The following is a 13,891-nucleotide window of genomic DNA, read 5'->3' as shown; positions in this document are numbered from 1 at the left end:
CCGGCGCTGCAGCGCCGGTTGTGGGGCGTCGCGGCCGACCTGGCCGTGCTCGCGGGCTGGATGTCCCACGACGTGGGCCTGGAGCCCACCGCCCAGAAGTACTTCGTGATCGCCGCGCACGCGGCCCGCGAGGGCGGCGACCGCCCCCGGGCGAGCGAAGCGCTCTCCCGTGCCGCCCGGCAGATGGTCCATCTGGGCCGGCCGGACGATGCACTCGATCTGATGAAGCTCGCCAAGTCCGGCGCGGGCGAGGAGACGCTGCCCCGTACCCGCGCGATGTTCTGCACCATCGAGGCATGGGCGCAGGCGTCGATGGGCCACAGTCAGGCGGTGCGCCGCACTCTGGGCCAGGCGGAGGAGCTGTTCGTCTCGGACAAGGGGGATGTGCCGCCGCCGAGTTGGATGCAGCTGTTCAACGAGGCGGATCTGCACGGCATGGAGGGGCTGGTCTACCGCACGCTCGCGGAGCATGAGCCCGGTGCCGCGGCGATCGCCCAGCAGCATGCCAGGGAGGGGCTGCGGATGCGGGAGGACGGCCGCGACCGGTCGCAGATCTTCGACCACATCTCCATCGCCTCGGCGTGCTTCATCGGCGACGACCCGGAGCAGGCGGACAAGTACGCGCGGCTGGCCCTGCTGACCATCGAGCACAACTCCTCACACCGCACCTGGGACCGGCTGCGCGAGATGTACCGGCTCACCGGCCGGTACTCCACGCGCCCCGATATCCAGAGACTGCGCGAGGAGATCGAGCAGCGGGCGCCGAAAGGGCTGGGGCCCCAGGGGTCCGGGCCGAAGACACCGGAGGGCGGAGCGCCGGGCGGCGGAGCGCCGGGCGGCGACGGGAGGACGGCCGTCGTGTGATGCGCTACGAGCCGGCCCGCGCGCTCGGCTGACGCGTGATGAGCTGACGCGCTATGAGCCGACCCGCGCGATCAGCACGCAGGCGTCGTCCTCGCGCCGCTCGTCGTCGAACGCCTCCACCACGGCCCGTACGCACTCCTGTGCGCTGTGCGCGGTGGCGAACCGCGGCGCCAGCCCGAGCAGCCGCTCGGCCCCCGCGTCACCCTCGGCGTCCGCGCCGTACGGCCAGAGTCCTCCGGTGTGCAGCACCAGCAGATCGCCGGGCTCCAGCCGCTCGCCGTACTGGGTGTATGTCGCACCAGGCGTGGCGCCGAGCAGGACGCCCTCCGGGGGCCGCAGGGCGCGCCCCGTCCCGTCGCGGAAGAGCAGCGGGGCGGGGTGTGCGGCCTGGGCCCACACCAGGGTGCGGGTGGCGGGGTCGTACCGGCCGCATACGGCGCTGCCCAGGGCGGGCTGCTCGGAGGCGTCGAGCAGTTGGTTGAGCCAGCTCATCAAGGCGCCCGGCGCCACCCCGGTCACCGCCATCCCGCGCACCGCGCCGAGCAGCATCGCCACGCCGGAGGTGGCGGCCACGCCATGGCCGGTGAGGTCGCCGACGCTGAGCAGGGTCCCGCCGTCGGGCAGCTCCAGCGCGTCGTACCAGTCGCCGCCGATCAGCGTGCTGGTCGAGGCGGGGAAGTAGTGGGCGGCGAGGTCCAGGGCGGCCGGGCCCGCCGGGGAGGGCCGCGGGGAGCCGCGCCACACGGGCAGCACGGCCTGCTGGAGCTCGACCGCGACCCGGTGCTCGGTCTGCGCGATATGCCGCTGCCGCCGCAGTGAGTCACGGGTCTCGCGCACCGCGCGCTCGCTGCGCCGCAGCTCGCTGACGTCCCGCAGCACGGCCCACATGGACGCGGTGCTGCCGTCGTCGTCGAGCACGGGCTCGCCCGACATATGGACGGTGCGCACCACGCCGTCGGCGCGCACGATGCGGAACTCCCCGTCGATCGGCTTGCCGTCGACCAGACAGTCGGTGACCAGCGCGGTCAGGGTCGGCTGGTCCTCGGAGAACACCCAGGAGGGCAGCTCGTCCAGGGGCAGCCCGCCCTCCTCGGGGGCCCGGCCGAAGATCTGGCACAGCTCGTCGGACCAGGTCACGGCGTCGGTGAGGAGGTTCCACTCGGCGCTGCCGACGCGGCTCAGCAGCGAGCCCTGCCCCTCGGGCCCGGCGTCCCGCGCGGATGTGGCGTACGCGGAGCCCGGCGGCGGGGGCGGCTCGGCGGCGGGCCGGCCCCCTGTCCCTGCCTCCGCCTCCGAGGGCGCTTCGGCCTCGGCCGGGTCGGTGGGCACCCCCTCGCGCAGCTGGTCCAGATTCCGGCCCAGGTCGTCCAGATGGTGGACCGCGAGATCGCACAGCGCGCGCTGCCAGCGCAGCTGGGGGTCGTCCGCCCGGTCGAGGTCCGCCGTGGTGTCCCGGCGGACGGCGTCCATGTCGCCGCGCAGCCGCCGGGTCTGTGAGATGAGCGCGTCGACCGTGTCCCTGGGCGGCTGGGGGGGCTGGGCTGCGGAATGGTCCGCGGAGTGGGGGGACGGCATGACGTTCTCCGATACGGGCACGGCGTGGCCGGGTCGTGAGGGAAGGACCGGTAACGACTCTTGCACAGGCTGCGACGTCGCGTAAGCGGTTTGGCAATACCCGATCCGGTGGTGCTTTTGGCATATGCCGGTGGCCGTCCTGGGCAAGTCGGCGCGGTTCGGCGGAACGATCTGTTCCAGGTAGGCTGCGGCGCTCGGGATCTCAAGGTCCAAGGCGTTGATCCACGTTCATCGCGCATATCACGCCCGGACACCGGCAAGAATGCCGGACGACGGAAATCCCGTTGCCAGCGAACCCCCCGCACCGGATGCTGACCTCATGTTCGATCCAGACATAGCGCCCAGCGGCACCCTGCTCGGCCTCCTCCAGCGAGGCCGCGGCGACGGGACCCTGCACGCCCTCGCGGCGCCGCGGGCCGAGTCGCTCGCGGCACTGCACCACTGTGTGCTGTACGACCCCCGGCGTGACTGGCAGGTCGAGAACCGCTCCTTGTACTACGCCAGACTCTGCCTCGACCTCGGCGCCGGACTCGACGAGATCGAACAGCACCTCTTCGACCCCGACGACCTCATCGACACCGCCGAGGAGCGCACCGGCCTCGCCCTCGCCGTCCTCGGCCACCTCGCCTCGTACGGCCGCGAGGACGCCCTCCGCCTGCTCCGCCGTTACGCCGCGACCGGCGGCAACTGGCAGTGGGCGCTGGACGAGCTGGCCCTGCGCGACGAGGACACCGAGCTGCGCGCCCTTGCCCCCGCCGTCCTCGCCCGATACCCCGAGACCCCCGAAGGCGACGCCGAACTCGCCGCCGCCGTGCGCGGCGCCTATGAACCCCGGCCCTGGCGACTGTGGGCCGACGACCCCCGGCACGGGACCCGGGTGCGCGCCGCCCAGGAACAGGGCTCCTTCGACCGCTGGCAGCGCCAGCTGCGCCCCATGGGCCCGCGCCCCGGCTGGAGCGTCCATGACGTCCTCCTGTGGGCTGGGCAGGAGGACGACCTGCGGCCCGGCGCCCGCCGCCCCGAAGCCGCGGCCCGCTGCCTGGCCGCCGTCGCCGGCCCCGAGGACCGGCCCGAACTCCTCGCTGCCGCCGCGGCCGCGCCCGCCGCGGCCCGCGCCGCGGCACTGCGGCACCTCGCCGAGACCGGCGACCCCGAGGTGCTGGACCTGATCGAAGCCGCCGTCACCGACCCCTCCACCTCCGAGCTGGTCTCCCAGGGAGCCCTCGCCGCCTTCGAGCGGATGCGCAGCGTCGTCGCCCTCGACCGGGCCCGGATGTGGGGCCAGCGCCCCGACGCCCTCGGCGCCGCGGCCGCCGCCGCAGCGGCCCCCGCCCTCGTCGGCCTGTCCGCTCCCGCCTCCGCCGCTCCCGCAGGCCGGAACAGGAGCCCGCGCGCCCTGCCGGGCGGCGGCGACCTCGGTCCCAACGTCATCGTCTTTGACCCGTCCACGCCCGGCATCCAGGCCAAACTGGACGAGGTGTTCAAGAAGCAGGAGTCGGCACAGTTCGGCACCGGGCGCTACGCCCTGCTGTTCAAACCCGGCACCTACCACGGGCTCAACGCCCAGCTCGGCTTCTACACCTCGATCGCCGGGCTGGGGCTGTCTCCCGACGACACGACCATCAACGGCGATGTCACGGTCGACGCCGGGTGGTTCAACGGCAACGCCACGCAGAACTTCTGGCGTTCCGCGGAGAACCTTGCGCTCGTACCGGTCAACGGCACCAACCGCTGGGCCGTGGCGCAGGCCGCACCCTTCCGGCGTATGCATGTCCGCGGCGGCCTCAACCTCTCCCCCGACGGCTACGGCTGGGCGAGCGGCGGTTACATCGCGGACAGCCGCATCGACGGCCAGGTGGGACCGTACTCCCAGCAGCAGTGGTACACCCGCGACAGCGCCGTCGGCGGCTGGCTCAACGCCGTGTGGAACATGGTGTTCTCCGGTGTGGAGGGCGCGCCCGCGCAGAGCTTCCCGAACCCGCCGTACACCACGATCGACACCACTCCCATCTCCCGGGAGAAGCCCTTCCTGTACCTCAACGGCAGCGAATACCGGGTCTTCCTGCCCGAGAAGCGGACCAACTCCCGCGGGGTCACCTGGGGCAACGGCACCCCCAGAGGCACCTCGCTGCCCCTGTCACAGTTCTATGTGGCCAAGCCCGGCGTCACCGCGGCCACCCTCAACGAAGCACTCACCCAGGGGCTCCAGCTGCTGCTCACCCCGGGGATCTACCACCTCGACCAGCCGATCCAGGTGAACCGGGCGAACACTGTCGTCCTCGGGCTCGGCTACGCCACCCTCATCCCCGACAACGGCGTCACCGCACTGAAGGTCGCCGACGTCGACGGGGTCCGGCTGGCCGGTTTCCTCATCGACGCCGGACCGGTCAACTCGGCCACCCTGCTGGAAGTCGGCCCGCAAGGAGCCTCGGCCGACCACTCGGCCAACCCCACCACCGTGCAGGACGTGTTCATACGCATCGGCGGCGCGGGCCCCGGCAAGGCCACCACCAGCATCGTGATCAACAGCCGTCACACCATCGTCGACCACACCTGGGTCTGGCGCGCCGACCACGGTGACGGCGTCGGCTGGGAGACCAACCGCGCCGACTACGGCGTCCGGGTCAACGGTGACGACGTCCTCGCCACGGGTCTGTTCGTGGAGCACTTCAACAAGTACGACGTGCAGTGGTTCGGTCAGCGGGGCCGCACCATCTTCTTCCAGAACGAGAAGGCATACGACGCCCCGAACCAGGCGGCCATCCAGAACGGCTCCATCAAGGGCTACGCGGCCTACAAGGTGGCCGACTCGGTGACCACGCACGAAGGATGGGGGCTCGGCAGCTACTGCTACTACAACGTCGACCCGAGCATTGTGCAGCACCACGGATTCGCCGCCCCGAACGCGCCGGGGGTGAAGTTCCACAATCTGCTGGTCGTCTCGCTCGGGGGCAACGGCCAGTACGAACGCGTCATCAATGACACCGGTTCCCCCACCTCGGGCACCTCCACCGTGCCCTCCACCGTGGTGTCATATCCCTGATCTGCGATTCCTCGCGAGCCGGCGCTCAGCCCAGCAGCAGGGACCTCGGCTGGGCGGACAGCGCCCGGTCGAGGACGAGGGATGCCGCCCCCACCGCGGCCACGTTCTCACCCAGGGTGGTGGAAAGGACCGTGGTCGGGTGGGTCGCCCTGACGAACGGGGACTGAGCGACCATCGGTTCGATGGTCATGAGCAGACGGTCCGCGAGCACCTGCCAGGTGGGTCCGCCGAAGACGATGGTGCCGACGTCAAGGAGCGTCGCCGCCGCACACACGCCTCGGCCGATGCGGATGCCCAGGCGCTCGACGATGCCGTCCGCCTGCGCCTCCCCTTCGCCGGCGAGCTCCGCGAGCCGCTTCAGGCCGCGCTGGGCGTCGGCCGGGTCGAGGACCGTGAACTCGGCTCCGAGCGCGCCCAGGGCGATGGCCTCGTCGACGAGCGTCCGGGTCGAAAAGCCCGCGCCGAGCCCGCCGACCTCGCCGGCGTTCCCTGACACGCCGCGCAGCACGGTGTCCTCCACCACGAGCCCCATTCCGGAACCGGTGCCGAGGTAGAAGAAGAGCAGGTTGCGGCTGTCGGTGGCCGCCCCGGCCCAACGCTCCGCGACGACGGCGGCCGTGACGTCCTTGTCGAGCAGGGCCGGGAATCCGGTTGCCTCACTGAGCCGGTCGCGCAGCGGATAGCGGCCCCAGCCGCGCAGTTCCGGCGGATCGACGACCCATCCGGCGGCCGCGTCGATCGGCCCCGGCGCTGCGATGCCCAGGCCCAGGACCGCTGCCGTGTCCACTCCCGCTTCCGCCACGAGCGCGCCTACCGAGGCAGCCATGTCGGCCACGATCCCGTCGGTGTCGCCGCCGCTCGGGGTCCGCTGGCTGCGCTGGGCCACGACCGTGCCGAGCAGGTCCACCAGGACGCAGCTGATGACGGCCGGGTCGAGGTGGACTCCCGCGGCATAGCGGGACGTGGGGACGATTTCGAGCAGCGTGCGAGGCTTTCCGCTGCCTGTGTTGTGCTTGCCCGATTCGCGGGCCACACCTTGGTCGAGCAGCCGCCGTGTGATGTTCGAGACGGTCTGCGCGGACAGGCCGGTGGCCTGCGCGAGTTCCACGCGGCTCAGGCCGGTGGGGTGGCGGCGGATGGCGTCGAGAATCACGGATTCGTTGAAGTCGCCCATGCGCGGCAGGTTGGTGCCGCGCCGAATGGTGGCCTTCTCGGTTCTCGCCGTCTTGGTCGTCAATGTGCCTCCCCGGCCTGGAATCGGGTCAATGCGCCTGGTCCACGTCAGGGCGCAGGCGCAGGGTACGGATCTGGAAGGGCCGGAGCCGGAGATCGACGGCCCGCTCGTCGTCGGGGCGGGCCGTGAGCTGCTGAGTCGGCACTTCCAGCAGGTCGCAGTCGAATGCCGCGGCGAGCGGGAAGCCCACGCGCAGGCGCGCGGCGACCGCTCCACCGCACGCCTCGTACAGGCGGACCACGACGTCCCCACTGCGGTCGTCCGCGAGCTTCACCGACTCCACCACGACGTCCGTGGTGTCGAGTTCGACCACGGAGCGGGCCGAGGCCGGGGCCGGACGCAGAGGCAGGTTCAGCGCGTAACCCCCGGCGATCGCCCCCTCGATCCCGGTGCCCGCGAGGAGGGCGTAGCTGAAGCTGTGCCGCCCGCGATCGGCCTGCGGGTCGGGGCTGTGCGGGGAACGCAGCAGCGAGAGCCGGATCGTGGTGGTGGTTCCGCCGTCTTCGCGGGTGTCGCGGCCCACGTCGTGGCCGTATGTCGAGTCGCTCAGCAGGGCCGCACCCCAGTGCCGTTCGCCGATGTGCACCCAACGGTGCGCCCACAGTTCGAAGCGGGCCGCGTCCCAGCTGGTGTTCTCATGTGTGGGGCGCTGCACATGGCCGAACTGGATCTCGGCGCTCTCCCGGTCCGCGTGCACATCCAGCGGCCAGGCCGCCTTGAGGACGGTGTCCCGCTCCTGCCAGTCGATGTCGTTGCGGACGATCACCTGGCGGGACTCGGCGGCGACCTCGATGTGCTGGACGAACCGGGAGGCTCCGTAGGCGCGTTCGACCCGGACCGACGCGAGCAGCGGTCCCTCGTCCACGAGGGTCACCGACTCGGCCTCGTCCAGGTCGCGCACGGTGTCGCGGTAGTACGGGTCGATGTTCCACGCCGACCACAGGTTGGGGTCGTCGGGGTGGAGCTGGAGGAGGTTGCCTGCGGTGCCGGGGGCGATGGCCTCGCGCTGTGCCGTGTGGTCGTACACCGACGTGATCAGGCCGCGGCGGTCCACGACGACCGTCAGCGCCCCGTTGTCGAGGAGGAAGCCCGCGTCCTGTGCCGTGGCGGTGACGGAGCCCCGGTGCGTGTCCACCGTGCCGCCGGTGGCGAGCGGCGGGACGTCGGCGAGGACGGCGCTGCGGCCGTCCGAGAGACGCTGCGCTCCCGCGAACTCCCCACCGGTGACGATGGCGACCTCGCGACGGGCGTAGGGACCGGCGTTGAGCAGCGCGGGCGCGCCGGGCAGGTGACCGACCGCGTCGGCGATCAGCATCTCGAGCTCGGCGTGGGTCTCGGCGTACTCACGCTCGGCCTGCTGGTGCACCCAGGCGATGGACGAGCCCGGCAGGATGTCGTGGAACTGGTTGAGCAGGACCCGCCGCCACAGCGATTCCAGGCGCTCGTACGGATACGGTGCCCCGGCCCGGACAGCGGCGGTCGCGGCCCAGAGTTCGGCCTCGCGCAGCAGGGCCTCGCTGCGCCGGTTGCCGCGCTTGGTGCGCGCCTGGCTGGTGTAGGTGCCGCGATGGTTCTCCAGGTACAACTCGCCACGCCATACGGGGAGTTGGTCGCGCTCGGAGCGTGCCGCCGCGAAGAAGTCGTCCGGCGCCTCGATGACGACCTTGGGCGAGCCTTCGAGGTCGCGCAGGCGGCGGGCCTTCTCCAGCATCGAGCGGCTGGGGCCACCGCCTCCGTCGCCGTAACCGAACGGGACGAGCGAGCGCGTGGCCACGCCCTTGTCCGCGAAGTTGCGCTCGGCGTGTGCGAGTTCGGCCGCGGCGAGGGAAGCGACGTAGCTGTCGACGGGCGGGAAGTGGGTGAAGATACGCGAGCCGTCGATGCCCTCCCACGCGAAGGTGTGGTGCGGCAGCTTGTTGGTCTCGTTCCAGGACAGCTTCTGGGTGAGGAACCACTCGGCTCCCGCGAGCTTCGCGAGCTGCGGGTAGGCGGCGGTGTACCCGAACGAATCGGGCAGCCATACGCCCTTCTGCTCGACGCCGAACTCCTCCGCGAAGAAACGCCGCCCGTATACGAGTTGGCGTGCGAGCGCTTCGCCGCCGGGGAGGTTGCCGTCGGCCTCGACCCACATGCCGCCCACGGGCACCCAATTGCCTTCCGCGGCCGCTCGCTTCATCCGGGCGAAGATATCCAGGTGCTGTTCCTTCATCCACGCGTACTGCTGTGCCGAGGAGCAGGCGAAGATCAGCTCCGGGTACTCCTGGGCGAGGGTCGTCATGTTGGTGAAGGTGCGCGCGCATTTGCGCACGGTCTCCCGGACCGGCCACAGCCAGGCCGAGTCGATATGGGCGTGGCCGACGGCGGCGATGGTGTGCGCGGAGGCGTGTGCGGGCCGGGCCAGCACATCGGCCAGCCGGCCGCGGGCCCGCGCCGCCGTGCCCGCCACGTCGCTCGGGTCGACGGCGTCGGCGGCGCGGCGCAGCGCGTAGCGGATCTCGTGACGCCGCGATGAGCCGAGCGGCAGCTCATGCATCAGCTCGTCGAGCACCTCGATGTCGTGGATAAGGTGCCATACGTCGTCCTCGCGCACTGCGATCTCGGCCTGCTTGAGACGGTAGATGTGCTCGCCGCCGGCGGTCTCGCGCGAACCGTGGTGGATGTGCAGACCCGCGCTGGCCACGATGGGCGGGTTGGCGGCGAGCTCGATCAGCAGGTCCACGCGGGCGCCACCGGTGGCGGAGTCGGTGAGCAGCACGCTTCGGTTGTAAGGGTGCAGGCCTTGGATCGGTGCACCGTGGGCGTCGTGCACCAGGCCCTCGGCCTGACCGCCGGGCCCCTTGGTGAGGTCGAAGTCGAGGTCGAAGACGGCCTCGACGCGACGCCCCGTCCACTGCTCGGGGATCTCCGCACTCGCCCGCATCCACGTTGTCGCCCACGCGCCGCCCCACGTGGAGCCGAGCGTGAAGGGCTCGTAGTCGGCGCGCAGGGCGTCGGCCACGGGGACCGGTTCGCCTTCGACGAGCCAGGCGCTCAGCGTGAGCGGGCATACGGAGCTGTAGAGAGCGGGGCGGATCACATGGTCCAGCAGTTTGCGGATCCGTGTCTCGATGATCCGGCGGTCGTCATGCACGGTGCTGGTCCTTCCAGGGGTCGAACTCTTTTTCAGCAGCGGGCAGTCGAATGACGTCCCGGGCGCCGTCGGCCCAGGTCACGTCCGCGACCAGGGTGGTCCCCTCGGCACGGGGGGTGACCCGCGGCAGGGAGGCGGGGTCCGAACCGCCGAGGTGAACGAGGGCGATGTGGAGGGTGCCGTAGGCGACCGGGCCGTCGGTCCGCACGACGGGGGTGGCGGATGCGTCGCCCAGCGCATTGCTGTCGGCTCCCGACACCACGGACGCGGCGGGCAACCCGTGTGCGCCGACGAGAGAGGAGATCAGCCCGTCGACACCTGCTACGCGGGCGGTGGCGCCCTGCGCGGCGCACGGCGCGCCCTGCGAATCGACAGCAAGGGACCATCCACCGATCCGCAGCACATGACCGGTCGGCTCATCACCGGCGGCGGGGTCGACGCGCACGGCCCGTACCTCGATCGCCCCACGCAACGCGGAACCGACGGTGACCCAAGGACCGAGCATGTAAGGGGTATCGGGCCCACCGAACGGGTCCCACGTCGCGTCCTGTGGCCAGTGCGCGCGCGAGCGCGAGACGGCTGTGGCACCGGCCATGGAGATCCTGGTCGCCGGGCGGCGGTGCGAGGCACGGCCCGCCGCGTCGAGGAGCACGACCGCGTTGTCGAGCGGGCCGGCGTCCGCACCGGCGCTCGGACCGGCCGTAGGGTCGCCGGGGGTCTCGGGCGCCGTGTGTGTCGAGTAGGCGAACCGGGCGTAGCAGGGGTCGTCGGCGTGGAGCCGAGCCGGGTCGGCGTGGTCGCCGCCGTGGTTGACGACTCGTACGACACCGTCGGCGGCCGTACCGGAGACGAGCCAGCCGGGCGCGGGCAAGGCACGTGTGAAGTCGCCCTGTTCTACGGCGAGTTGTGCCTCGCCCTCGGTCCACACCGGGTGGTCCGGCGGCAAGGCGAGACCGATGAAGCCCTTGCTCGCCCAGTACGGGGACGCGGGTCCCGAGTACACCTGGAGGATGCCGCGGTAGGGCCGGTGCCAGCCGAGCGTGAGCAGTCCCTGCTCGTCCATGGCGCCGTGGTCGGTGAAGTGGTGGAGCATACGGTTCGCGAGTGCGCGGGTCTCCCCCGGTGCCAGTGGCGTCGCGTCGAACAGGGCTCCGGTCCACAGCGAGGCGAGCGCGGCGTGGCGGTACGTAAGGGAGCGGCCCTGGATGAGCGGTGAGCCGTTGGCGCCGATCAAGAGGCGCTGGTCCTCCAGGAAACGGTGCAGCCGGGCCCGGTAGCGGTCGAGGAGTCCGCCGGGTGCCGCATGGTCGAGGATGCGGCAGAACCACAACGGGTACAGGTGCATGGCCCAGCCGTTGTAGTGGTCGAAGTTGCGGTGGGCGCCGCCGGTGAGGCCGTCGGAGTACCAGCCGTCGCCCGCGTACCAGCCGTCGGTCAGGGCGATGATCCGGTCGAGGTCCTGTTGCCGCCACTGACCGCCGACCGTACGGGCGAATGCCTCGGTGATGCCCTGGAACCAGATCCAGTTGTTGCCGGGCATCGGGTCGCCGACCATCGGGGCGAACCAGTCGAGGACCCGCTGCCGCGCCTGGTCGTCGAGCCGGTCCCAGATCAACGGCCTCGTCTCGTGCAGCGCGAGCGCGATGGACGCGGCCTCGACCTTGGCCTGGTTGCACTCGGCGAACGTGGGCCAGCGCTCCGGGTTCTTCGGGTCGGTGCCGGCGGCCAGGCCCTGCGCGTACCACCCGGCGATGTCGTGCGGATCGTTCCCGCCCGCTCCCGCGAGCCGGAAGCCGGCCAGCAGGAAGGTGCGGGCGAAGCCTTCGAGTCCGTCGCTGTGCGCACCGTTTGCGCTCGGCACACCGGGCAGGTCGATCAGGGCGTGCTCGCCGGTGGCGTAGGGCCGGACGGCGAGCAGCAGCTGGTCTGCGGTCCGCTCCCAGTGGGCACGGTCCTCGGCTGGGGTGCGATTCATGACCGCGGCAGGCGCAGGGTCACCATCTGGAACGGTCGCAGTACGAGCACGAGGCCGCCGTCGGCGTGTGTCTGCGGCTCCGCGTCCGGGAGCGGCCGCTCCAGCAGATCCGTCGGAGCAGCCCGTTCGATGGCGAAGCCGTCGATGCGGACGATGGCACGCGCGCGGCCGCCGTGCGCCTCGTAGAGGCGGACAACGAGGTCGCCGCTGCGGTCGTCGGCCAGCTTCACCGCGCTGACCACCACGGCATCGTTGTCCACGGCGACCAGAGGCGCGACCGCTTTGGCGGTTCCGGTGATCCTGCGCTCGGGCAGGTTGGCCCGGTGGCCCTCGCGGACGGCGTCACCGATCGTCGCACCCGGCGCGAGCGCGTGATGGAATCGGTGCACACCCTGATCGGTCTCCGGGTCCGGGTAGCGAGGCGCGCGCAGCAGCGAGGCCCGCACCGTAGTCGTCGTACCCGCGTCGGCACCCGTACGGACGGCGCGGGTCACGTCGTGGCCGTACGTCGCGTCGTTGACGAGCGCGACGCCCCAGCCCGGCTCCTCGATATGGACGAAGCGGTGGTTGCAGGCCTCGAATTTGGCCCACTCCCAGCTCGTGTTCTGGTGGGTGGGACGGTACACATGGCCGAACTGTGTCTCGGAGGCGTACCGGTCGGCCTTCGCGTCCAGAGGGAACGCCAGCTTCAGGAACTTCTCCGTCTCGTGCCAGTCGACCTCAGTGTCGATGTCGAGCCGCTTGGCGGCGGCCGGAACGGACAGCAGCTGAACCGTCTTGGAGCGCCCGAAGACCCGCTCAACCCGCACCGCGGCGCCGTCGACACGTACGTCGGCCGCTTCGGTGAGGTCGCTTCCGACGTTGCGGTAGAAGGCGTCCACGTCCCAGGCGTCCCACTGGTTGGGAAAGTCGGGGTGCAGCTGCAGCAGGTTGGCCGCCTGTCCCGGAGCAATCGCCTCCCGGTCGCCGACCCGGTCGTAGGCGGAGACCACCAGGCCCCGCCCGTCGATCTCGACCCGGAGCAGGCCGTTGTCCAGAACGTAGCCGCCCCCGTCGCGCAGGACAGGAGTGACGCCGTCCCCGTCCGTGGCCTGTGAGGTGGCTCCCCGGGCAGGTACCGAACGGCGGGTGTGGGGGGCCGAGTTGAAGACGAGCTCGGTGCCTCCCGATGGATCACCGGCCAGCGCGCGCTGCGCATCCGCGATGATGCCCTCGAGTTCCGCGGCGAGGCGCGCATAGGTCTCGCGTGCCTCTCGGTGCACCCATGCGATGGACGAACCCGGCAGGATGTCGTGGAACTGGTGCAGCAGCACCGTCTTCCAGAGCCCGTCCAGCTCTTCGTACGGGTACCGGAATCCGACGCGCACGGTCGCCGTCGCGGCCCACAGCTCCGCCTCGTACAGGAGGGACTCGCTGCGCCGGTTGCCGCGCTTGGTCTGCGCCTGGCTGGTGAGGGTGGCGCGGTGCAGCTCGAGGTAGAGCTCGCCGACCCAGACGGGCGGGTTCGGGTATTCGGCCTCGGCCTTGGTGAAGAAGGCGGCGGGGGTCTCCCACTCGACGGCCGCGGCGCCCTCCAGGCTTCGCATCCGGGCCGCCTTGGCGACCATCTCACGCGTGGTGCCGCCTCCGCCGTCGCCATAGCCGGTCGGCGCGAGGGAGCGCGTGGCGACGCCCTTCTCCTTGAAGTTCCGTGCGGCATGGGCCAGTTGGCGGCCCGTCATTTCGCAGTTGTACGAGTCGACGGGCGGGAAGTGCGTGAAGATGCGGGTGCCGTCGATGCCTTCCCAGAAGAACGTGTGGTGCGGGAACGTGTTGGTGCGGCTCCACGAGATCTTCTGGGTGAGCAGGCGTGTCGAGCCCGCGGCTTTGATGATCTGCGGCAGTCCGGCCGCGAAGCCGAACGTGTCGGGCAGCCACGCCTCGTCGCTCTCGATGCCGAACTCTTCGAGGAAGAAGCGCTTGCCGTGGACGAACTGGCGGGCCATCGCCTCCGACCCGGGCATGTTGGTGTCGGATTCGACCCACATCCCGCCGACGGGTACGAACCGTCCGTCGGCGGGATGTGGGTCG

General features: G+C 71.3%; 7 protein-coding genes. 2 read left to right on the top strand and 5 right to left on the bottom strand.

The features are described 5' to 3' along the window. A partial coding sequence (locus tag CCN51_RS46505) for an NsdA family TPR-like regulatory protein (RefSeq protein ID WP_483883470.1) occupies positions 1-864 on the top strand: 864 nt, incomplete at its 5' end. A gap of 51 nt (positions 865-915) precedes the next feature. Here CCN51_RS46505 and CCN51_RS46500 read toward each other — a convergent pair. Continuing rightward, complete coding sequence (locus CCN51_RS46500) at positions 916-2,439, bottom strand: PP2C family protein-serine/threonine phosphatase (RefSeq protein ID WP_014173674.1); 1,524 nt, start codon at positions 2,437-2,439, stop codon at positions 916-918. A gap of 319 nt (positions 2,440-2,758) precedes the next feature. On the opposite strand from CCN51_RS46500, the gene CCN51_RS60380 reads away from it, so the two are divergent. Beyond that, positions 2,759-5,482 (top strand): hypothetical protein, encoded by a 2,724-nt coding sequence (locus CCN51_RS60380; RefSeq protein WP_425444798.1) that lies wholly within the window; start codon positions 2,759-2,761, stop codon positions 5,480-5,482. A 25-nt stretch (positions 5,483-5,507) separates the two neighbouring features. Here CCN51_RS60380 and CCN51_RS46490 read toward each other — a convergent pair whose 3' ends face one another. The 4 genes from CCN51_RS46490 to CCN51_RS46475 form a co-directional block, all read right to left on the bottom strand. Continuing rightward, complete coding sequence (locus CCN51_RS46490) at positions 5,508-6,719, bottom strand: ROK family transcriptional regulator (protein ID WP_014181950.1); 1,212 nt, start codon at positions 6,717-6,719, stop codon at positions 5,508-5,510. Positions 6,720-6,744: 25 nt separating this feature from the next. Then, the gene (locus tag CCN51_RS46485) at positions 6,745-9,846 is read right to left on the bottom strand and encodes an alpha-mannosidase (protein WP_014181951.1); all 3,102 of its coding nucleotides are present in this window, start codon (positions 9,844-9,846) and stop codon (positions 6,745-6,747) included. Beyond that, entirely contained in the window at positions 9,839-11,821 is a 1,983-nt protein-coding gene (locus CCN51_RS46480; RefSeq protein ID WP_014181952.1) for a DUF2264 domain-containing protein, read from the bottom strand. Before CCN51_RS46480 ends, CCN51_RS46485 begins: the two co-directional genes overlap by 8 nt. Further along, a partial coding sequence (locus CCN51_RS46475; RefSeq protein WP_107426258.1) for an alpha-mannosidase occupies positions 11,818-13,891 on the bottom strand: 2,074 nt, incomplete at its 5' end. The genes CCN51_RS46475 and CCN51_RS46480, both read right to left, overlap by 4 nt.

It is taken from the genome of Streptomyces milbemycinicus (assembly GCF_002154605.1).
Taxonomy (GTDB): domain Bacteria; phylum Actinomycetota; class Actinomycetes; order Streptomycetales; family Streptomycetaceae; genus Streptomyces; species Streptomyces milbemycinicus.
This window is presented reverse-complemented; position numbering and strand designations above follow the sequence as displayed.

Coding starts and splice junctions, on each gene's coding strand:
- CCN51_RS60380 (WP_425444798.1), top strand. CDS start 2,759: ATGTTCGATCCAGACATAGCGCCCAGCGGCACCCTGCTCGGCCTCCTC.
- CCN51_RS46480 (WP_014181952.1), bottom strand. CDS start 11,821: ATGAATCGCACCCCAGCCGAGGACCGTGCCCACTGGGAGCGGACCGCA.
- CCN51_RS46500 (WP_014173674.1), bottom strand. CDS start 2,439: ATGCCGTCCCCCCACTCCGCGGACCATTCCGCAGCCCAGCCCCCCCAG.